The sequence below is a fragment of the Plantibacter sp. MMLR14_011 genome, assembly GCF_001865025.1.
In the GTDB taxonomy this organism is placed as follows: Bacteria; Actinomycetota; Actinomycetes; order Actinomycetales; family Microbacteriaceae; genus Plantibacter; species Plantibacter flavus_A.
In genome coordinates, this window is sequence record NZ_MJGW01000094.1 from 67,977 (window position 1) to 87,203 (window position 19,227).

Annotated in this window: 19 protein-coding genes; 9 read left to right on the forward strand and 10 right to left on the reverse strand. The window is 69.4% G+C overall.

The genetic code is table 11. The annotated features are described in order from the left end of the window. Nucleotides 1-71 precede the first annotated feature (71 nt). Nucleotides 72-917, forward strand: coding sequence for a LysR substrate-binding domain-containing protein (locus BIU99_RS18280; protein WP_071262559.1), 846 nt, complete (start codon nucleotides 72-74; stop codon nucleotides 915-917). Nucleotides 918-932: 15 nt separating this feature from the next. On the opposite strand, the gene BIU99_RS18285 is transcribed toward BIU99_RS18280, so the two are convergent. Next, a complete protein-coding gene (locus BIU99_RS18285; RefSeq protein WP_071262470.1) occupies nucleotides 933-1,232 on the reverse strand; it encodes a hypothetical protein in 300 nt (99 codons plus the stop codon). Nucleotides 1,233-1,280: 48 nt separating this feature from the next. Further along, nucleotides 1,281-2,720, reverse strand: a complete 1,440-nt coding sequence (locus tag BIU99_RS18290) for a GuaB1 family IMP dehydrogenase-related protein (protein ID WP_071262471.1) — start codon at nucleotides 2,718-2,720, stop codon at nucleotides 1,281-1,283. A gap of 146 nt (nucleotides 2,721-2,866) precedes the next feature. Between BIU99_RS18290 and BIU99_RS18295 the strand changes: the two genes are divergently transcribed. Both BIU99_RS18295 and BIU99_RS18300 read left to right on the forward strand, forming a co-directional pair. Next, complete coding sequence (locus BIU99_RS18295; protein WP_071262472.1) at nucleotides 2,867-6,622, forward strand: multifunctional oxoglutarate decarboxylase/oxoglutarate dehydrogenase thiamine pyrophosphate-binding subunit/dihydrolipoyllysine-residue succinyltransferase subunit; 3,756 nt, start codon at nucleotides 2,867-2,869, stop codon at nucleotides 6,620-6,622. Between the two features lie 136 nt (nucleotides 6,623-6,758). Next, nucleotides 6,759-8,462, forward strand: a complete 1,704-nt coding sequence (locus BIU99_RS18300) for a sodium:proton antiporter (protein ID WP_071262473.1) — start codon at nucleotides 6,759-6,761, stop codon at nucleotides 8,460-8,462. Nucleotides 8,463-8,478: 16 nt separating this feature from the next. On the opposite strand, the gene BIU99_RS18305 is transcribed toward BIU99_RS18300, so the two are convergent. Further along, entirely contained in the window at nucleotides 8,479-8,730 is a 252-nt protein-coding gene (locus BIU99_RS18305; protein ID WP_064295247.1) for a zf-HC2 domain-containing protein, read from the reverse strand. Next, nucleotides 8,727-9,416: a sigma-70 family RNA polymerase sigma factor gene (locus tag BIU99_RS18310; protein ID WP_079002798.1), complete on the reverse strand. Its 690-nt coding sequence runs from the start codon at nucleotides 9,414-9,416 to the stop codon at nucleotides 8,727-8,729. The genes BIU99_RS18305 and BIU99_RS18310 overlap by 4 nt, the downstream gene beginning before the upstream one ends. Nucleotides 9,417-9,459: 43 nt before the next feature. Between BIU99_RS18310 and aroA the strand changes: the two genes are divergently transcribed. The 3 genes from aroA to bcp are packed head-to-tail and all read left to right on the forward strand — an operon-like array spanning nucleotide 9,460 to nucleotide 12,368. After that, a complete protein-coding gene (aroA, locus tag BIU99_RS18315) occupies nucleotides 9,460-10,809 on the forward strand; it encodes a 3-phosphoshikimate 1-carboxyvinyltransferase (RefSeq protein WP_071262474.1) in 1,350 nt (449 codons plus the stop codon). Nucleotides 10,810-10,813: 4 nt separating this feature from the next. Then, complete coding sequence (gene rsgA / locus BIU99_RS18320; RefSeq protein WP_064295360.1) at nucleotides 10,814-11,875, forward strand: ribosome small subunit-dependent GTPase A; 1,062 nt, start codon at nucleotides 10,814-10,816, stop codon at nucleotides 11,873-11,875. A 13-nt stretch (nucleotides 11,876-11,888) separates the two neighbouring features. Continuing rightward, complete coding sequence (gene bcp / locus BIU99_RS18325; RefSeq protein WP_064295245.1) at nucleotides 11,889-12,368, forward strand: thioredoxin-dependent thiol peroxidase; 480 nt, start codon at nucleotides 11,889-11,891, stop codon at nucleotides 12,366-12,368. 10 nt (nucleotides 12,369-12,378) lie between these two features. On the opposite strand, the gene BIU99_RS18330 is transcribed toward bcp, so the two are convergent. Further along, nucleotides 12,379-12,804, reverse strand: coding sequence for a hypothetical protein (locus tag BIU99_RS18330; protein WP_064295244.1), 426 nt, complete (start codon nucleotides 12,802-12,804; stop codon nucleotides 12,379-12,381). Between the two features lie 193 nt (nucleotides 12,805-12,997). On the opposite strand from BIU99_RS18330, the gene BIU99_RS18335 reads away from it, so the two are divergent. Next, the gene (locus BIU99_RS18335; protein WP_056012627.1) at nucleotides 12,998-13,246 is read left to right on the forward strand and encodes a WhiB family transcriptional regulator; all 249 of its coding nucleotides are present in this window, start codon (nucleotides 12,998-13,000) and stop codon (nucleotides 13,244-13,246) included. A 77-nt stretch (nucleotides 13,247-13,323) separates the two neighbouring features. On the opposite strand, the gene BIU99_RS18340 is transcribed toward BIU99_RS18335, so the two are convergent. The 4 genes from BIU99_RS18340 to BIU99_RS18355 form a co-directional block, all read right to left on the reverse strand. Next, entirely contained in the window at nucleotides 13,324-14,823 is a 1,500-nt protein-coding gene (locus BIU99_RS18340) for a sensor histidine kinase (protein WP_064295243.1), read from the reverse strand. 140 nt (nucleotides 14,824-14,963) lie between these two features. Next, nucleotides 14,964-15,299 carry an Lsr2 family protein gene (locus BIU99_RS18345; protein ID WP_064295242.1) on the reverse strand — a complete coding sequence of 112 codons (336 nt, stop codon included), beginning with the start codon at nucleotides 15,297-15,299 and terminating at the stop codon, nucleotides 14,964-14,966. Between the two features lie 208 nt (nucleotides 15,300-15,507). Beyond that, nucleotides 15,508-16,773: a P-loop NTPase gene (locus tag BIU99_RS18350; protein ID WP_071262475.1), complete on the reverse strand. Its 1,266-nt coding sequence runs from the start codon at nucleotides 16,771-16,773 to the stop codon at nucleotides 15,508-15,510. Further along, nucleotides 16,773-17,429: an SAF domain-containing protein gene (locus tag BIU99_RS18355; protein ID WP_071262560.1), complete on the reverse strand. Its 657-nt coding sequence runs from the start codon at nucleotides 17,427-17,429 to the stop codon at nucleotides 16,773-16,775. The genes BIU99_RS18350 and BIU99_RS18355 overlap by 1 nt, the downstream gene beginning before the upstream one ends. A 189-nt stretch (nucleotides 17,430-17,618) precedes the next feature. Between BIU99_RS18355 and BIU99_RS18360 the strand changes: the two genes are divergently transcribed. After that, nucleotides 17,619-17,915 (forward strand): helix-turn-helix domain-containing protein, encoded by a 297-nt coding sequence (locus tag BIU99_RS18360; RefSeq protein WP_064295239.1) that lies wholly within the window; start codon nucleotides 17,619-17,621, stop codon nucleotides 17,913-17,915. 33 nt (nucleotides 17,916-17,948) lie between these two features. Here the strand turns inward: BIU99_RS18360 and BIU99_RS18365 are convergent, their stop codons facing one another. Beyond that, nucleotides 17,949-18,539 (reverse strand): hypothetical protein, encoded by a 591-nt coding sequence (locus tag BIU99_RS18365; protein WP_071262476.1) that lies wholly within the window; start codon nucleotides 18,537-18,539, stop codon nucleotides 17,949-17,951. Between the two features lie 147 nt (nucleotides 18,540-18,686). Between BIU99_RS18365 and BIU99_RS18370 the strand changes: the two genes are divergently transcribed. After that, nucleotides 18,687-19,187 (forward strand): Rv3235 family protein, encoded by a 501-nt coding sequence (locus tag BIU99_RS18370; protein ID WP_175484438.1) that lies wholly within the window; start codon nucleotides 18,687-18,689, stop codon nucleotides 19,185-19,187. Nucleotides 19,188-19,227: the final 40 nt, after the last annotated feature.

The following is a 19,227-nucleotide window of genomic DNA, read 5'->3' on the forward strand; positions in this document are numbered from 1 at the left end:
GCCGACGCGGCCATTTCCGAGCAGGATGATCCCTATCAGTCCTATTCGATTCCCGAATGATCGGCTCATGCATGTTCGACCCCGCACTGCTGCGCACCTTCCTGGCCGTCGCCGAGACGAAGAACTTCACGCGCGCCGCCGCGCAGCTCGGGTTGAGCCAGCCGACGGTCAGTCAGCAGATCCGACGGCTCGAGGAGGCCGCCGGCCGGTGGCTCGTCGTCCGGGACACGAGAGCGGTCCGCCTGACCGACAACGGTGACGCGATGGCCGGGTTCGCGCGGACCATCCTCGCTGCACACGCCTCGGCGGAGAGCTACTTCACCGGCTCGGCGATGAGCGGTCGCCTCCGCTTCGGGGCCGCCGACGACCTCGCGATGACCCAGCTCCCCCGGATCCTGCGGCACTTCCGGCAGGGTCACCCGCAGCTGAACCTCGAACTCACGGTGAACCAGAGCGGGCCGCTGTACCGCCGGCTGAAGGCGGGCGCCCTCGACCTCATCTTCGTCAAGATGCACCCCGGCCAGAACGAGGGCAAGCTCGTGCGGACCGACTCGATGGTCTGGGTCGGTCTCGAGAAGACCACGATCGAGCCGGGCCAGCCTGTCCCCCTCATCGCCTACCAGGACCCGAGTCTCTCCCGGCAGCTGGCGATCGACGCCCTGGAGGCCGCCGGGCGCACCTGGCGGATCACCTGCAGTACACGGGAGGTGAACGGCGTCCTCGCAGCGGTGCGGGCCGGGCTCGGCGTCGCGGTCTTCCCGCGCAGCCTGATCCCGAGCGACCTCGTCATGCTGAGCAACCGGCTGGAACTCCCGACCCTGGGCGGCGTCGACTTCACCCTGCTCGCGAACCCGTTGGCGGCCGCCGGCCCGGTGGAGGCGCTCTCCTCGGCCATCATGGACCGGTCGCTCGCCTGAGCGAGCACACGGCGGTCAGGCGTCGACGGACTCCCACGCCTCGGCGAACGGCGCCGGGATGAGGTAGGTCTCGCGGACCTCGGCCGATTCGTGCGGGCCGCTGCCGTCGGGCGCGGTGAAGGGTTCGTCGAACTCGACGATCCACGTCGTCAGCTGTTCGGTCCACACCGAGACGAACGCCGCGGCGCGCTGGCGGCCGGGCGCGACGATGACCCCGGAGGCACGCTCCCCCGTCGAGGGATCGGATGCCGGGTCCACGAGCACGAGGACCTGCATGCCGACACCGAACCCGCGCGTCCCACCGTTCACCGCCATGGGCCCATCATCCCACCGCGGTCGTGCGTGCCGCACCAGTGCCCCGGCTCACCAGGAGACGGGCAGCGCCTTGCCCTCCTCGTACCCGGCGGCCGACTGGACGCCGACGATGGCGCGCTCGTGGAAGCCGGGGACCGAGTCGGCACCCGCATAGGTGAACGACGAGCGCACACCGGCGGTGATCATGTCGAGGAGGTCCTCGACCGACGGCCGGAGCGGGTCGATCGTGATGCGGGAGGACGAGATGCCCTCGGCGAAGAGCGTCTTCCGCGCGAGTTCGAAGGGATCGAGTCGACCGAAGCGCTCATGCACGGCCTTCGTCGACGCCATGCCCCAGCTCTCCTTGTAGAGCGACCCGTCGGCGGCGCGCTGCAGCTCACCGGGGGCTTCGATCGTGCCGGCGAACCACGAACCGATCATGACCGAGGACGCACCGGCCGCGAGGGCGAGGGCGACGTCGCGGGGGTAGCGGACGCCACCGTCCGCCCAGACCTTCGCGCCGAGTGCGCGGGCGGTCGCGGCCGTCTCGAGCACGGCCGAGAACTGCGGACGTCCGACCGCCGTCATCATCCGCGTGGTGCACATCGCACCGGGTCCGACACCGACTTTGAGGATGTCGGCACCGGCGTCGACGAGGTCTTGCACCGCGACGGCGGACACGACGTTGCCGGCAACGATCGGGAGGCCGAGACCGAGGGCGCGGACGGCCGCGATCGCCCGGAGCATGCCCTCCTGGTGCCCGTGGGCGGTGTCGATCACGAGGACGTCCACCCCGGCGGCGGCGAGCGCCTGCGCCTTGACGGCGACGTCACCGTTGATCCCGATCGCCGCGGCGACCCGGAGTCGGCCCGACGCGTCGAGCGCCGGCGTGTAGATGGTCGACCGGAGCGCGCTCGTCCGGCTGAGGGTGCCGACCACCGCTCCGTGGTGCAGCACGGGCGCGAACTCGAGGTCGGCGGCCACCATGAGGTCGAACGCGGCCCGGCCACCGGTCACGTCGTCGGCGTCGATCGAGGCGAGCGATCCGCGCGCGAGGTCGCCGAGCCGTGCGTCGGGCAGCGCCGTGGCGAGACGCGCGGCCGGGATGCAGCCGGCGAAGGCGTCGCGCTCGTCGTGGAGCACGATGCCGTGACCGGCGACCGCGGGGATCAGGCGCAGGGCGTCGGCCGCGGTCTGATCGGCGCGCATGATCAGCGGGGTGTCGAAGGCGACCGGCTGCTCCTTGACCCAGCGGATCGCCGCGTCGAGCTCCTGGAGCGGCATGTCCTGCGGCAGGACGCCGAGTCCGCCGCGCCGCGCCAGGGCCGCCGCGAGACGTGGCCCGGTGACGGAGTTCATGTTGGCGGAGACGATCGGGATCGTGGCGCCGGTGCCGTCATCCGGAGCCAGGTCGACGTCGAGTCGACTCGTGATCCCGGAGCGGCTGGGGACGAGGAACACGTCCGAGTACGTCAGGTCGTGGCTGGGGATCTCACCGATGAACCGCATGAGAACACCGTATCCCGAGCGGCGTCCGAGCCGCACCGACGACGGAATGGGTTTAGGCTTGATGACTGGATCGTGCGGGCATGTTCCCTGCCTGCAAACAGTGAGAATTCAACGGAGAGAGTGGGCGATCGACGGTGTCGAGCCAGATGACCGGAGTGGGCGCCGATGACGGCGCAACGAACGAATTCGGAGCCAATGAATGGCTCGTCGACGAGATGTACGAGCAGTACCTCGTCGACAAGGATTCCGTGGACCGCTCCTGGTGGCCGATCCTCGAGCACTACCGGCCGGTGAACGGCGCAGCCCAGGGGACGACGGGCGGCCAGTCGGACGACGGTGCGGCGTCCGTCGGCACCACGGCGCCGGCCCCCGCCCCCGCGGCGTCTGACGAGGCGGCCCGGGTCAACCCGCCGACGGCCCCGATCCAGGTCATCGGCGCGCAGCCGGTCGCCCGCACCACCTCGGTCCAGGCGAAGCCGGCCCCGATCCCGGCCGACGCCCCGATGACGAGCCCGAACCAGGTCCAGCAGCCGAAGAGCGACCAGACCGAACCCGCTCCGGAGGACGTCGACAAGGTCACCGTGCTGAAGGGCATGGCCAAGTCGCTCGCCACCAACATGGACGCGAGCCTGACGGTCCCGACCGCGACGAGCGTGCGCACCATCCCGGCGAAGCTGATGATCGACAACCGCATCGTCATCAACAACCACCTGAAGCGCGCCCGGGGCGGCAAGGTCAGCTTCACCCACCTCATCGGATGGGCCCTCATCCAGGCGCTGAAGGACTTCCCGAGCCAGAACGTCTACTACGAGGAGACCGACGGCAAGCCCACGGTCGTCGCGCCGGCGCACATCAACCTCGGCATCGCCATCGACCTCCCGAAGCCCGACGGCTCCCGCGCCCTCATGGTGCCGGGCATCAAGCGTGCCGACACCCTCACGTTCAACGAGTACCTCTCGGCCTACGAGGACCTCGTGACCCGCGCCCGCAAGGGCAAGCTCACCGGAGCCGACTTCCAGGGCGTCACGATCTCGCTCACGAACCCCGGCGGCATCGGGACCGTGCACTCGGTCCCCCGCCTCATGAAGGGCCAGGGCTGCATCATCGGCGCCGGTGCCCTCGAGTACCCGGCCGAGTTCCAGGGCGCCTCCGAGCGCACGCTCAACGAGCTGGCTATCGGCAAGACGATCACGCTCACGAGCACCTACGACCACCGCGTCATCCAGGGCGCCGGCTCGGGCGAGTTCCTCAAGGTCGTCCACGAGCTGCTCATCGGCAGCCGCAGCTTCTACCAGGACATCTTCGCCGCGCTCCGCATCCCGTACGACCCGATCCACTGGTCGCCCGACATCAGCGTCGACCTCGCCGACGCCGTCGACAAGACCGCCCGCGTCCAGGAGCTCATCAACGCGTTCCGCGTCCGCGGCCACCTCATGGCCGACATCGACCCGCTGGAGTACGTGCAGCGGTCGCACCCCGACCTCGAGATCGAGACCCACGGCCTGACCTTCTGGGACCTCGACCGCGAGTTCGTCACGGGCGCCTTCGGCTCGGCCCGCACGGCCAAGCTGCGCGACATCCTCGGCGTCCTCCGCGACTCGTACTGCCGCACCACGGGCATCGAGTACATGCACATCCAGGACCCCGCGCAGCGCAAGTGGATCCAGAGCAAGGTCGAGCGCAAGTACGAGAAGCCGACGCACGACGAGCAGATGCGCATCCTCGGCAAGCTCAACGAGGCCGAGGCCTTCGAGACCTTCCTGCAGACGAAGTACGTCGGCCAGAAACGCTTCAGCCTCGAGGGCGGCGAGTCCACCATCGCCCTCCTCGACACGATCCTCCAGGGTGCGTCGCAGGCCCAGCTCGACGAGGTCGCGATCGGTATGGCCCACCGCGGCCGCCTCAACGTCCTCACGAACATCGCCGGTAAGACATACGGTCAGATCTTCCGCGAGTTCGAGGGCACGCAGGACCCGGCTAGCCACGGCTCCGGCGACGTGAAGTACCACCTCGGCACCGAGGGCACCTTCAAGGCCGAGGACGGCCGCGAGATCCCGGTCTACCTGGCCGCGAACCCCTCGCACCTCGAGGCCGTCAACGGCGTGCTCGAGGGCATCGTCCGCGCGAAGCAGGACCGGGGGCCGATCGGCGCGTTCGGCACCCTCCCGATCCTCATCCACGGCGACGCGGCGATGGCCGGTCAGGGCGTCGTCCTCGAGACGATGCAGCTGTCCCAGCTCCGCGGCTACCGCACCGGCGGCACGGTCCACGTCGTCATCAACAACCAGGTCGGGTTCACGACGCCTCCTGGCGAGGGCCGCTCCTCCATCTACAACACCGACGTCGCGAAGACCATCCAGGCGCCGATCTTCCACGTGAACGGCGACGACCCCGAGGCCGTCGTGCGGGTCGCGGAGCTCGCCTTCGAGTACCGCCAGGAGTTCAAGCGCGACGTCGTCATCGACCTCGTGTGCTACCGCCGACGCGGCCACAACGAGGGCGACGACCCGTCGATGACGCAGCCGCTCATGTACAGCCTCATCGAGGCGAAGCGCTCCGTGCGCAAGCTGTACACCGAGGCGCTCGTCGGCCGTGGCGACATCACCGAGGAGGAGTACGAGGCCGCGCACCGCGACTTCCAGGACCGCCTCGAACGCGCCTTCATGGAGACGCACGCCGAGCAGACCTCGCCGACGCCGATCCCGACCGAGGTCCTCGACGAGGACGGCTACTCCGGCGAACTCGAGACGACCGGCGTCTCCGAGGGCGTCGTGCAGCTCATCGGCGACGCGTTCAACAACAAGCCCGCCGGGTTCACCGTGCACCCGAAGGTGCAGCAGCTCCTCGAGAAGCGTCTCGACATGAGCCGCAACGGCAACATCGACTGGGGCTTCGGAGAACTGCTCGCACTCGGATCGGTGCTCATCGAGGGCACCCCGGTGCGGATGTCCGGACAGGACTCCCGCCGCGGCACCTTCGTGCAGCGCCACGCCGTCCTCCACGACCGGGTCAACGGCCAGGAGTGGCTGCCGCTCGCGAACCTCAGCGACAACCAGGCCCGCTTCTGGATCTACGACTCGCTCCTCAGCGAGTACGCGGTCATGGGCTTCGAGTACGGCTATTCGGTCGAACGCGCCGACGCGCTCGTGCTGTGGGAGGCGCAGTTCGGCGACTTCACCAACGGCGCGCAGACGATCATCGACGAGTTCATCTCCTCCGCCGAGCAGAAGTGGTCGCAGCGGTCGAGTGTCACGCTCCTCCTCCCCCACGGCTACGAAGGCCAGGGCCCCGACCACTCGTCCGCGCGGATCGAGCGGTTCCTGCAGCTCTGCGCCGAGGACAACATGACCGTCGCACGGCCGTCGACCCCCGCGTCGTACTTCCACCTGCTGCGTCGCCAGGCGTACGCCCGCCCGCGTCGGCCGCTCGTCGTCTTCACCCCGAAGGCGATGCTGCGTCTGCGTGGCGCGACGAGCCCGGTGGCGGACTTCACCTCGGGCCGCTTCGAGCCGGTGATCGACGACGCGCGGATCACCGACAAGGCCGCGGTCAAGCGGGTGCTCCTGCACTCCGGGAAGATCCACTACGACCTCCTCAGCGAGCTGCAGAAGCAGCCGAACGACGAGATCGCCCTCGTCCGCGTCGAGCAGTTCTACCCGGTCCCGGTGGCCGAGCTGAACGCCGTGGTCGCGCAGTACCCGAACGCCGAACTGGTGTGGGTGCAGGACGAGCCGGAGAACCAGGGCGCGTGGCCGTTCATCTGCCTGGAGGCCGCCAAGCACCTCGAGGGTCGGACGATCCGCAACGTGTCGCGCACCGCGTCCGCCTCCCCCGCCACGGGTTCGGCGAAGCGTCACGCCGCCGAGCAGGCGGAACTCCTCCGCACCGCGCTGGCGCTCTGACCCCAGCCGCACGATCGACGACCGCCCGTTCCGACGGGCGGTCGTCGTCGTCTGCGTCGTCGTCTGGGCGCGGGTGGTCAGCACGGCGACAGTGATCCGTGCGTGGGCGGTGAGCCGCCGCCAATAGGCTGACGCCATGGACTTCGCATTCCTCGCCGTCGTCGCGGTGGTGACCATCGTCGCGGTGGCCCGCTTCGCGAACAAGCTGCGCGTGGCAGCCCCGCTCATCCTCGTCCTGGTCGGGCTCGCCCTCAGCTATCTGCCGTTCGTGCCGGACGTCGAGGTCAAGCCGGAGTGGATCCTCGCCGGCGTGCTGCCACCGCTCCTCTATTCCGCCGCGGTCAACGTTCCCCTGGTCGACTTCCGCCGCAATCTCAAAGCGATCTCCGGACTCTCGGTCGTCCTCGTCGTGGTGTCGTCGGTCCTCATCGGCTGGATCCTGTCGACGATCCTCCCCGACCTGAGCCTGGCCGCCGGCATCGCCCTCGGTGCCGTCGTCAGTCCGACCGACGCGGTCGCCGCGACCTCGATCGGTAAGCGGCTGGGCATGCCGTCGCGACTCGTGAGCGTCCTCGAGGGCGAGAGCCTCGTGAACGACGCCTCGGCCCTGGTCCTCCTGCGCTCCGCCATCGCCGCGACCGCCGGCACGGTCTCGCTGTGGGGTGTCCTGGGCGACTTCGCCTATGCCGTGGCGCTCGCGATCGCGATCGGGATCGTCGTCGGGTTCATCACGGTCCGGATCCGGTCCCGCCTCGGCGACCCGGTCCTCACGACGGTCATCTCCTTCGCCGTGCCGTTCATCGCGTATCTGCCCGCCGAGCACTTCCACGCTTCGGGCGTCCTGTCGGTCGTCGTCGCCGGACTCTACACCGGGCATCAGAGCGCGAAGTACTTCACCGCCCAGGACCGCATCAGCGAGCGCATCAACTGGCGGACGACGCAGTTCCTCCTCGAGAACGGGGTGTTCCTGCTCATGGGCCTCGAGCTCGAGGCCATCGTCTCGCAGGTGGAGCAGGACGACCTCGGCATCTGGTCGTCGATCGGCCTGGGGTTGCTGACCGCCAGCACCCTCATCGTCGTCCGCATCGTGTTCGTCGGCGTCCTCGTCTGGTCGTTGCGACGCGACGAACGGGAGGCCCTCTCCCGGCGCCCGAGGCTGGCGGAGGTCTCAGCACGTCTCGAGGAGCATTCGACGGAGAACGCGCGCTCAGCCAAACGCAAGGCCGCCTTCTCGAGGTCGATCGCCCGGCGGAGCGCCGACCTGGACTTCCTGCAACGCGAGGGACTCGGGTGGCGCGGCGGCGCGGTGCTCGCCTGGGCGGGTATGCGTGGGGTCGTCACGATCGCCGCCGCGCAGTCGTTGCCGCTCGACACCCCGTATCGGGCGGAGCTGGTCCTCATCGCGTTCACGGTCGCGATCGTCACCCTGCTGCTCCAGGGCGGTTCCCTCCCGCTCGTCATCCGGCTGTCCCGGGTCGGCGGGACGGACGAGCAGGCCGCGATGGCGGAACTGGCCGGTCTCGTCGAGGAGATCTCGACCGTCGGTGTGGCCGCCCTCGACGACCCGCAGCTGCGCACGGACGGTGGCGAACCGTTCGACACCGCGGTCGTCGACCGGGTGCGTACGAGCAGCCTCATCCGCGTCGAGTCGGCGGCGGAACGCACCGATGCCGGCGTGGGCCCGCACGAGCAGTTCCGACAACTGCGACGCCGAGTGCTCGACGCCGAACGCGACGCGCTCCTCGATGCGCGGGCGACCGGCAGCTACTCCTCCGAGGTGCTGGCGAAGGCGCAGCGGATGCTGGACGTCGAGGAGTCACGCCTCGACGGTGCCGGCTGATGCCGTCGGTCGGCCGTCAGGCGCTCTCGTGGGTGGCCTGGGTGGCCCGGAGCGACGCGAGGACCTGGTTCTTCAGGTCTTCGGGTGCCGTCTCCTTGCACGCCCGCTGCACGGCCTCGGTGAGGGTCTGGGCGACGAGCGCCTCGTTCTGACACTCCGGGCAGTTCGCGAGGTGCTCGCGGATGTCGGCGGCCTCCGTCTTGCACACCTCGTGACGGAGGTACTCCTCCAGGTCTCGCTTGGCCTTGTCGCAGCCGCAGTCGCTCATTTCTTGCTCCCCTGCTTCGTCACGGTGAACCCCCGGGACGAGGCGTAGTCGGCCAACAGGTCGCGGAGGAGTCGTCGGCCACGGTGCAGACGACTCATCACGGTCCCGATGGGCGTTTTCATGATGTCGGCGATCTCCTGGTAGGCGAAGCCCTCCACGTCGGCGAGGTACACCGCGAGGCGGAAGTCCTCCGGGATGGCCTGCAACGCGTTCTTCACGTCGCTGTCCGGCAGGTGATCGATCGCTTCGGCCTCGGCGGATCGGCTGGAGGTGGCGCTGATCGACTCGGCACCGCCCAACTGCCAGTCCTCGAGGTCGTCGATGGTGCCCTGGTACGGCTCGCGCTGCTTCTTCCGATACGTGTTGATGTACGTGTTCGTGAGGATGCGGTAGAGCCACGCCTTGAGGTTGGTGCCCTGTTCGAACTGCGCGAACGCGGCGAAGGCCTTCACGAACGTCTCCTGGACGAGGTCCTGAGCGTCCGACGGGTTCTTCGTCATGCGCATGGCAGCGCCGTACAACTGATCGATGAACGGCAGTGCCTGTGCTTCGAACAGTGATCGGGGGTCCGGCTCGGCCGGAAGGGCTTCTGGGTCGACGGAGGTCATCACCGGCCAGTCTACGGCCAGCGCCAGACGGCCGTGATCGGCCTCCGTCACCGGTCGTTCCAGTACCGCTGTGGACATCCGCTCCTCCTTCTGCTCTCGACCCCGACTACTGTTGGAACCAATGTTGACCAATCCGTATTCCGCACCAGATTTCGACGTGTACGGCGATGCCGAACCCGAGCACGACGACGCAGCCTGGCCGGCGCCCGTCGCGGGCGGTCCGGTCGATGCGACCGTCTCGCTTCCGGGCTCGAAGTCGCTCACGAACCGCGAGCTCGTCCTGGCCGCTCTGGCCGACGGGCCCTCCCTCCTGCGCGCCCCGCTCCACTCGATGGACAGCACCAACATGGTCGAGGCGCTGCGCGCACTCGGGACCACCATCGTCGAGCGACCGGCCTCGGGCGCCTTCGGTAAGGACTGGCTCGTCACGCCGGGCGAGCTGTTCGGCAGCACGACCGTCGAGTGCGGGCTCGCCGGCACCGTCATGCGGTTCGTCCCGCCGCTGGCCGCCCTCGCCCTCGGGCCGACCGTGTTCGACGCCGACCCCTCGGCCAGGAACCGGCCGATGGCCACCATGATCGGCTCGCTCCAGGCGCTCGGCGTCGACATCAGCGACGACGGCCGGAAGGCGCTCCCCTTCACGGTGCACGGCACGGGCACGGTCACGGGTGGCAAGCTCACCATCGACGCGTCGTCGTCGAGCCAGTTCGTGTCCGGTCTCCTGCTGGCCGCAGCACGCTTCGAGCAGGGGCTCCACCTCGTCCACGAGGGCGAGCGTCTGCCGAGCCTGCCGCACATCGAGATGACCATCGCGGCCCTCGCGGCCCGAGGGGTCACCGTGGAACAGCCCGCCGTCGGTGAGTGGGTCGTCGCCCCCGGCACGATCGCCGCGCTCGACGTCGACCTCGAGCCCGACCTCTCCAACGCTGCACCGTTCCTCGCCGCGGCGCTCGTCACCGGCGGAAGCGTCACGCTCCGCGGGTGGCCCACCTCCACCACCCAGGTCGGTGCCGACCTGGCGGACCTCCTGCCCCGCTTCGGTGCGACGGTCACCCTGGACGGCGATCGCCTCACCGTCACCGGCGGCGAGCGGATCACCGCGGTCGACCTCGACCTGACCACCGGCGGTGAGCTCGCGCCCGCCCTCACCGCACTCGCGGCACTCGCCGACGGGCCGTCGACCATCACGGGCATCGGGCACATCCGTCACCACGAGACCGACCGCCTCGCGGCCCTCGCGACGGAGATCAACAAGCTGGGTGGCGCCGTCACGGAGCTCCCGGACGGTCTCCGCATCGAGCCGCGCCCGCTCCACGGCGGAGAGTGGTCGAGCTACCACGACCACCGCATGGCGACCACGGGAGCGATCCTCGGTCTCGTCGTGCCCGGGGTCACCATCGAGAACGTCGCCACGACCGCGAAGACGCTGCCGCAGTTCACCGAACTGTGGCATGCGATGGTCGGGGGCTGAACCGATGAGCTGGTGGGACGACGGCGTCGACGACGACGAACCGGAACTCGACGAGTCGAGCATCAGGATGCGGCCGAACCCGAAGGCGAACCGCCCACGGACGAAGACGCGGCCCGAGCACCTCGATGCACTGACCGCCCGCGTCCTCGCGGTCGACCGCGGTCGCTACACCGTGCTCCTCGACGAAGGCACGCCCGAGGAGCGCGTCCTGACGTCGACTCGCGCTCGTGAACTCCGCAAGCAGGCCATCGTGACCGGCGACCGGGTTGACGTCGTCGGCGACACCTCGGGCGCCGAGGGCACGCTGTCGCGCATCGTACGGATCGTGCCGCGCACGACGCTGCTCCGCCGCAGCGGCGACGACACCGACGCCATGGAGCGCGTCGTCGTCGCCAACGCCGACCAGATGCTCATCGTCGTCGCCGCTGCGAACCCCGAACCACGGGCCCGCCTCGTCGACCGCTACCTCGTCGCCGCCTACGACGCGGGCATCACCCCGATCCTCTGCATCACGAAGACGGACCTCCAGGACCCCGACGAGTTCCTCGCGAACTTCGCCGGGCTCGGCCTGCGGGTGTTCCGCAGCCGGGAGGACGACGTCCCTCTCGCAGAGATCACCGAGGCCCTCATCGGTCACGACACGGTCTTCGTGGGCCACTCGGGCGTCGGCAAGTCCACCCTCGTCAACGCCCTCGTCCCCACCGCGGAGCGCGCCACGGGGCATGTGAACGTCGTCACCGGACGTGGCCGTCACACCTCCTCGTCGACCGTCTCGTTGCGCATCGAGGCGCCCGGAGGATCCGGATGGGTCATCGACACCCCGGGCGTCCGCTCGTTCGGTCTCGGACATGTCGACACCGCCAACATCCTGAAGTCGTTCACCGACCTCGCGGAGATCGCGCTCGAGTGCCCACGCGGCTGCACCCATCTGCCCGACGCCCCCGACTGCGCGATCATCGAGGCCGTCGCAGAGGGGCGGCTCGGGGAGAACGGCCCGGCACGCCTCGACTCGCTCCAGCGGCTGCTGGGGACCTTCGCGACGATCAAAGCAGACCAGTACTCCTGACTAGGCTTGGGGTATGCCTGAACCCCTCCGTCTCTCTGCCGGCGACCCGGCCCCCGCGTTCACCCTCACCGACCAGGACGGCACCAGCGTGTCCCTGTCGGACTTCGCCGGACGACGGGTGATCCTCTACTTCTACCCCGCCGCCATGACGCCCGGCTGCACCACCCAGGCGTGCGACTTCCGCGACAACCTCGCATCGCTCGGCGGAGCCGGGTACGTGGTGCTCGGTGTCTCGAAGGACTCCGTCGAGAAGCTCAAGGCCTTCCAGGAGGAGGACGGGCTCACGTTCCCGCTCCTCAGCGACCCGGAGTTGACGGTCCATCAGGCGTACGGAGCCTACGGCGAGAAGAACTCCTACGGACGCATCGTCACGGGAGTCCTCCGCTCGACGTTCGTCATCGACGAGACGGGCACCCTCACCCTCGCCCGGTACAACGTCAAGGCCACCGGCCACGTGAAGAGCCTCCGCAAGGCCCTCGGCCTCGACGCCTGACGCGTCGCGTTCAGATCTCGCGTCGGGTCACGGCGGCGACCGCCGGCGTGAACAGGAGCCCGAGGACGGCCAGCGACGGCAGCAGCAAGAACCACCCGATCGCGGGTTGCGCGAAGACCCCCTGGAACGCGCCGACGGCGACGGCGATCTGCACGAGCTGCCAGGTGACCGCTCCCCCGCGGATCCAGCTCCGTCCGCGGATCGCGCCGAGGGCGAGCGCCGTGACGAACGTCGTGGCGATGAGCAGGATCACGAAGATCGCCAGTGCGCTCGTGAACGAGGCCGGCGTCGCCGCGACCAGCTCGAAGAGGAACCAGGCCGAGAGCCCGATCATGAGCAACGCCTCGGCGACGAGCAGGACGATGAAGGCCAGCACCGCCGGATGACGACGCTCCTCCGGGTTCGGAGCGGAGGTGGCGTTTCGATCGGTACTCACAGGGTTCACCCAAACTTGGCTATTGATTTGCTCTTACCGATATGAAACCATGTTTGAGGCCGACATGAGGTCCACGAGGGTGTGGACAGATCCCGAATCCCGGACGATCATCCCCCTCGCATTTCGGCTTTCGCTTCCCGATACCCCTCACTCGGTTGAAGAAATCTCACCATGCAATAAAAGGAGCTCCCCTATGGATTGGCGCGATAAAGCTGCCTGCCTGACCGTCGACCCGGAATTGTTCTTCCCGGTCGGGAACACCGGTCCGGCGGTCGATCAGATCGACAAGGCGAAGGCCGTGTGCGCCACCTGCAGTGTCACGGAGCTGTGCCTCCAGTACGCGCTCGAGACCGGCCAGGATTCCGGCGTGTGGGGCGGCCTCAGCGAGGACGAGCGTCGCGCTCTCAAGCGTCGCGCGGCCCGCGCCCGCCGCGCCTCCTAGTCGCGGACGAGAACCCCGGGTGCCGAACGGCCCCGGGGTTCTCGCATGCCCGCGGCCGTTCGCGACGGACCAGCACCTCAGCCCTTGGCGACCCAGCGCATCGGGATCGCGATCGTGACCTCGGTGCCGCTCCCCATGAGCGTGTGCCAGTCGATCGTCCCGCCCAGTTCCCCCTGGATGAGCGTCCGCACGATCTGGGTGCCGAGACCGGACCCGACCTTCCCCTCCGGGAGCCCCACGCCGTTGTCGCGGACCTGCACGCTCAGCAGCTCGTCCGTGCGGTCGGCCGTGATCTCCACGTCGCCGTCGCGGCCGTTCAAGCCGTGCTCCACCGCGTTGGTGACGAGTTCGGTGAGCGCGAGGGCGAGTGGCGTCGCGTACTCGCTCGGGAGCACGCCGAACGAGCCGGAGGACTTCGGGCGGACCGTGGTGTTGTGGGAGCTCGCCACTTCGGCGATGAGCAGGAGCACGCGCTCGAAGACCTCGTCGAAATCGACGTTCTGATTGAGCCCCTCGGACAGCGTGTCGTGCACGACCGCGATGGCGGCCACGCGCCGCATGGCCTGCGTGAGGGCGTCGTGGGCGTCCTCCGAGTGCGTCCGCCTGGCCTGGATCCGCAGGAGCGACGCGACCGTCTGGAGGTTGTTCTTCACCCGGTGGTGGATCTCGCGGATCGTCGCGTCCTTGGTGATGAGTTCCTGCTCCTGGTGACGCAGTTCGCTGACGTCACGGCAGAGCACGATCGCGCCGACCCGCTCGCCGCGGCTCCGCAACGGGATCGCCCGGAGGGAGACCGTCACGCCCTTGTCCTCGATGTCGGTCCGCCACGGCGCCCGACCGGTGACGACGAGTGGCAGGGACTCGTCGACGGTGACGGTCCCCGTCCCGGAGAGCAGATGGGTCGTGACGTCCGCGAGCGACTCGCCCTCGAGTTCCTCGGCGAATCCGATCCGGTTGAAGGCCGAGAGCGCGTTGGGGCTGGCGAAGGTGACGGTACCGTCGACATCGAGACGGATCAGGCCGTCGCTCGCGCGCGGCGCGCCTCGGCGTGGTCCGGTCGGCGCTCCGAGATCGGGGAAGTCACCCACCGCGATCATCTCGAACAGGTCGCTCGCGCAGTCGTTGAAGGTGAGTTCCTGGCGGCTCGGCGTCCGAGCCTCACCGAGATTGGTGTGACGGGTGATGACCGCGATGGGTCCATCGGCATTGGTCGTCTCGGTCGGCGATATCCGCCGGGCGACGGGCACGGCACGAACCCTGGTCGGGGTCTCCTCGTACCAGTCCGGTGCGGACGACTCGATGATCCGTCCACTCTCGAAACAGTCGGTGACCTGCTTGCGCCATTCCTGCTTGATGGATTGACCGACGAAGTCGCGATAGAAGAGTGTCGCGGCACTCGACGGACGCGAATGCGCGACCGCGATGAAACTGCCGGAATCGGTCGGCACCCAGATGACGATATCGGCGAACGCCAGATCCGCGAGGAGTTGGCTGTCCGCGAGCAGCATGTGCAGCCACTCCACGTCGGCCGCACTGGAGCGGCCCTGGGCGAGAACGAGATCACTGAGCGTCGACACGATGCCAGTCTAGGCTCGGCCGACCGGCACCGAGTGCGCCGGGCGTCCCCGGACGACCTCTTGTCGGGCAGGCACGGAACGACGACGGCGCTCAGCGGCCCGCCTGGGGCCGCTGAGCGCCGTCGATCGGACGTGATGCGTCAGTTGGCCGCGCGATAGGCGTCCTGGACCGCCTGGGGGATGCGTCCGCGCGACGACACGGCGTGCCCGTTCTTCGCGGCCCACTCGCGGATCGCGGCGAGGTTCTCGGCGCTGTTGCGGGTGCTGGTGCTCGAGGTGCGGCGCCCACGCTTGACCGGGCGTCCGGCTCCGATGTAAGGCTTCAGCGACTCGCGGAGGTTCTTCGCGTTGTCCGCACCGAGATCGATCTCGTATTCGGTTCCGTCGATCGCGAACCGGACGGTCTCTCCTGATCCGGAAGCGAGTTCGCTGCCGTCGAGATCGTCGATGTATGTGGTGATGACTTTCTGAGCCATGGGGGTCCTCCTGAAGATATCCGTGGTGAGTCCGACGGTTATCCGATCATATCGAACACCACCAAGCGAATCTGAATACCGACACGATATCGGAGTAATTCATCACCCAACGGATAGCGATGCATCGGAGGAGAATGCAGATGCATATATCGGCGTGCAAATGCGTATCCGGTTGATCACCCAATTGTATTGAGTGACTCCGTCGAGACTATTCCGCGCGGCGTGACCGACTCCGCGCACGACGCCCACGCACTCCACCCGCCGAGCGCCGCGAGCGGTCCCGCACCGGCGTCGACTGTTGGTCGAGGACGGTGGACACGAACCGCCGCAGCGCGACCGGAAGCGCCCCTCGCGGGGCCTGGTCGCGCAAGCTCCTCCCCGCGATCACCGCAGCGTCCACCACCCGCTGGTCCTCCGGCAGGAGCGCGGCCGCTTCGATCCCGCCGAAGCGCGAGAGCGTGGACGCCAGCTGGCCGGCCGGACCGGTACCGAGCGCGACGCCACGCAGCCGGTTCACGACCACCGAGATGCGCGACGGGTCGACGAGTTCGACGAGTTCCGCGTGCCCGCGGAGCAACCTCGTGACCCCGACCGGGTCGGCCGCGCCGACCTCGACCACCCGGTCTGCAGACCCGAGGACGGCGAACGCCGCCCCGTTCCGTCTGGGCGCGAACAGGTCGCTCGAGATCTCCTCGTCCGCCTCCAGGCAGAACGCCGTGTCGATCACGATGTCGTCCATCCACGCCCTGCACCGTTCGATGGTCGTCGCGACGCGTTCCGTCGACAGTTCCGTCCAGCGTGCCGCGCGTGAGATGCCGGTCAGGACGCGGAACGCGCCGGATGGCGACGGATGGACGACCGCGATCCGCTCGAGCTGCTCGATGTCGAGCGCTCCACTTCCGGCCAGCCGGCAGGCCGCGGCGAACCCGGGTGCCTCGTCGAGGAGGCCGAGCATGGCCGCGACGGATGACCCGTAGGTGTCCGCGTCGATGAGGACGACCCGTCGTCCGCGCGCGGCGAGTTCACTGGCGATGCCCGCGGCGACGGTGGTCGTGCCGGGCGACCCGGCCGCGCCCCACACCGCGATGACCCGCCCGGCGGCCTGGGCGACCGGACGAGGGCCGTCACCGCCGAGGTCGAGCGGCGCGATGGTCCGATCCAGCTCCTCGGGATCGACCGGCAGGAGGACGATGTCGACCAGGCCCAGCCCCGCCGCATGGCGACGCTCGGACTCACCGGACGCGAGCGCCACGACCCTCGTACCCACGCGGTCCGCGAGGTCGATGAGTTCGGCGCTCAGGCGGTCGACCCCGGGTGACACGAGCAGTACGTCGACGGGCGTCCCGGCACCGATGCGCTCCTCGAGTTCGGCGACGTCGTGACAGCGCCAGGCGACGCGGTGTCCGAGGTCGAGCATCGTCGCGAGGATCTCGCCCTCGACCCGCGGATCGAGGGCGAGTCCGACGCGCAGCATCAGCGTTCGCCGGGCTCGGTGGGGACCACGGAAAGCAGGTGCGCTGCCGCCGTCGCCGAGAGCACCGTCGCGACGCCGGAGCGCGGGACCGCGAGCTCGAGGGCGACCGAGCCACGGCCGGACAGGAGTCCTTCGTCCTCGCCGACCCGGACGACCGTCGCGGCCGACACCAGCACCTCCGGGACACCGTAGCCATCGCCCTCTGCGGCGGCCGCCCAGAGGTCGACGACGGTGCCCGGCACGATGTCGGCGCCGAGCCGTCCGGCCGGTTCGACGACGAGCGTGGTCACGCCGACGGCGCTCGCCTCGCCGAGCGCGTCGAGCGGCACGAGCTCCCCCGCTGCGATCGTTCGCGTGACGACGACCCCCGGCGGCGGTGCCGCTCCAGCTCCGAGGTACCCGCCTTCGACCGATCCCAGACGTGCGTCGATGACCTGGAGCGAGGAGCGGTCGAGCCGCGTTCCGGGCGTCAGCGTCTCGGACGCCGCGTACACCGGGGTCGTCCGGCTCGAGGTCGTGACGAGCCACCACACCCCCAGGATCGACGCGACCACCAGCATGAGGCCCACGAGAAAACGTGGGTCCACCCAGATGCGCGAGCGGGACACCTGCCGTCCACCGACACCAGGACGCAGTCCCGCGAGACGGTCGGTCATCCGCTCGCCGCCGTCGATTCGCGCTCCTCCCGATTCCGATCCGTGTCCCCGCTCGCTTCCCCGCACCGTCTCCTCCTTCATGGGCACCCCGTGCGCCGCCTCCGGTCCCATGCTGCCCGGGCTCCGAACATCGCGCCGAAGTTATCCACAGCCCGGCGGACGATACTCGCGCGAGAGGATAATCGAGGAATGGAATCGCAGCGCGATGCGGCCCCGCTCGGTCGCTTCCTCACCGTCGCCGACACGGCCGAGGTCTTGAACGTCTCGGCCCAGCACGTGGCCGAGCTCATCTCGAGCGGTGAGCTGCCCGCCATCCGGATCGGGCGCAGCGGACCGTGGCGCATCGAGTTCCCGGCACTCGAAGCCTTCATCAGCGGTCAGTACGAGGAGGCACGTCGTGCAGGCCTCTGGCATCAGGCCCAGCTCACCGAACTCGCCGAGTTCTCCGGCGCACCGATGCTCCGGCCCGTGCCTCCCCTCGGCTGAGCCCCGGCCCCGGCGGGCGCCCGCCGAAACGCCTCAGGCAGCACGCTCGACGATGACGACCTCCGAGAGCACGACGACGCGGATCTGTTCGACGCTCCGGCTCCGGCGCGGCGACCCCGGCTCGTGGACGGCCAGATCGAGATGATCGCGGCCCACCCGGTCGATCGTGCCCGTCCAGCTGCCCGTCCGGGTCCGCACGACCACCGCAGCACGGCGCCGGCACAGATCACGGAGCAGGAATGAGACGGTCAGGCGGTCGAGCAGTCGCGGTTCGCGGACCGCGACGTCGTCGAGACTCCAATCGACCTGGGTCTGCGTCATGGCGACTGCCGCGATCGCATCGAACGGGACGACGACCTCCCGGCCGCCCGGGCTGCCGGAATCGGCCTGCAACCAGTCCTTCCCGATGCTCCGGACCCGCAGCCGCCAGGTCGTCCCGTCGACGAGTTCGACGACGAGCGGTCCCGGTGCGCCGGCATCGCCGCAGAGGGCGACCAGCCGCTCACGGAGGGTGAGACGCCCACGCCGGAGCCGCTCGGCCTCGATGCGGACGGCGTCGTCGTCGACGGCGAGCTCGTCGTCGAGCTGACCGGCGAGATCGTCGAACAGGCTGTCCCAACGCATACGCCGACGGTAGTGCGCCGAGAGCGGCCTCGTCCGGCGTTCTCCACAGACCCCTGGTCCTGGACGCGGGGTACCTGACATGATGAGTGTGACATTTCAGATTCCGGTCGCCCGACTCGTGGCGCCCGCGCACCCCTCGGAGGCCCCATGAGCACCGCTGCCCGGCACGACGACGACGAGCCCGAAGCACGCACGGCTCGCCTCCGGCCCGCGCCTCCGCTCCCCGAGCGACGCACGCGAGAGGTACGGGCGGCCGCCCGGACCGGTGCGGACGACTACTTCGCGCCCCAACCGGCGCCCCGAGCCGAGCTCCCCGATCCGCGACCACTGCTCGAGAACCTGACTCGGAGCGTGATCGAGGTGATCGCCGGAGCCCGCGACCTCACGCAGCTCGCGCGCTGGATCACCGCCGACGTGCACACCGTCCTACTGAAGCGCGTGATCCTCGCCGAACGGGCACGACGCGTCCGCGGCGTCCCGGGCACCGTCCCGGTCGTCTCGATCGGCACCGTGACCGTCTCCGAGCCACGCGACGGCGTCGTGGAGTCCGTGGTCGTCGTCCACGGACGAGCCCGGTCCCGAGCCGTGGCCATCCGACTGGAGGGCTTGGACGGCCGCTGGAGGGCGACCTCGGTGAGCGTGCTCTGACCGCCGCGGCACGTCCGCCCGCACCCGACAGACGGGAGCC

What these genes read in the sequence shown, in the direction of transcription:
- BIU99_RS18350 (WP_071262475.1), bottom strand. Translation starts at nt 16,773, where the DNA reads ATGCTGCGCGTCGGACTCGCCCTCGATCCGCGGGTCGAGGGCGAGATC.
- bcp (WP_064295245.1), top strand. Translation starts at nt 11,889, where the DNA reads ATGCCTGAACCCCTCCGTCTCTCTGCCGGCGACCCGGCCCCCGCGTTC.
- BIU99_RS18295 (WP_071262472.1), top strand. Translation starts at nt 2,867, where the DNA reads ATGACCGGAGTGGGCGCCGATGACGGCGCAACGAACGAATTCGGAGCC.
- rsgA (WP_064295360.1), top strand. Translation starts at nt 10,814, where the DNA reads ATGAGCTGGTGGGACGACGGCGTCGACGACGACGAACCGGAACTCGAC.
- BIU99_RS18355 (WP_071262560.1), bottom strand. Translation starts at nt 17,429, where the DNA reads ATGACCGACCGTCTCGCGGGACTGCGTCCTGGTGTCGGTGGACGGCAG.
- BIU99_RS18345 (WP_064295242.1), bottom strand. Translation starts at nt 15,299, where the DNA reads ATGGCTCAGAAAGTCATCACCACATACATCGACGATCTCGACGGCAGC.
- BIU99_RS18300 (WP_071262473.1), top strand. Translation starts at nt 6,759, where the DNA reads ATGGACTTCGCATTCCTCGCCGTCGTCGCGGTGGTGACCATCGTCGCG.
- aroA (WP_071262474.1), top strand. Translation starts at nt 9,460, where the DNA reads ATGTTGACCAATCCGTATTCCGCACCAGATTTCGACGTGTACGGCGAT.
- BIU99_RS18290 (WP_071262471.1), bottom strand. Translation starts at nt 2,720, where the DNA reads ATGCGGTTCATCGGTGAGATCCCCAGCCACGACCTGACGTACTCGGAC.
- BIU99_RS18360 (WP_064295239.1), top strand. Translation starts at nt 17,619, where the DNA reads ATGGAATCGCAGCGCGATGCGGCCCCGCTCGGTCGCTTCCTCACCGTC.
- BIU99_RS18370 (WP_175484438.1), top strand. Translation starts at nt 18,687, where the DNA reads ATGAGCACCGCTGCCCGGCACGACGACGACGAGCCCGAAGCACGCACG.
- BIU99_RS18280 (WP_071262559.1), top strand. Translation starts at nt 72, where the DNA reads ATGTTCGACCCCGCACTGCTGCGCACCTTCCTGGCCGTCGCCGAGACG.
- BIU99_RS18335 (WP_056012627.1), top strand. Translation starts at nt 12,998, where the DNA reads ATGGATTGGCGCGATAAAGCTGCCTGCCTGACCGTCGACCCGGAATTG.
- BIU99_RS18310 (WP_079002798.1), bottom strand. Translation starts at nt 9,416, where the DNA reads ATGTCCACAGCGGTACTGGAACGACCGGTGACGGAGGCCGATCACGGC.
- BIU99_RS18285 (WP_071262470.1), bottom strand. Translation starts at nt 1,232, where the DNA reads ATGGCGGTGAACGGTGGGACGCGCGGGTTCGGTGTCGGCATGCAGGTC.
- BIU99_RS18305 (WP_064295247.1), bottom strand. Translation starts at nt 8,730, where the DNA reads ATGAGCGACTGCGGCTGCGACAAGGCCAAGCGAGACCTGGAGGAGTAC.
- BIU99_RS18365 (WP_071262476.1), bottom strand. Translation starts at nt 18,539, where the DNA reads ATGCGTTGGGACAGCCTGTTCGACGATCTCGCCGGTCAGCTCGACGAC.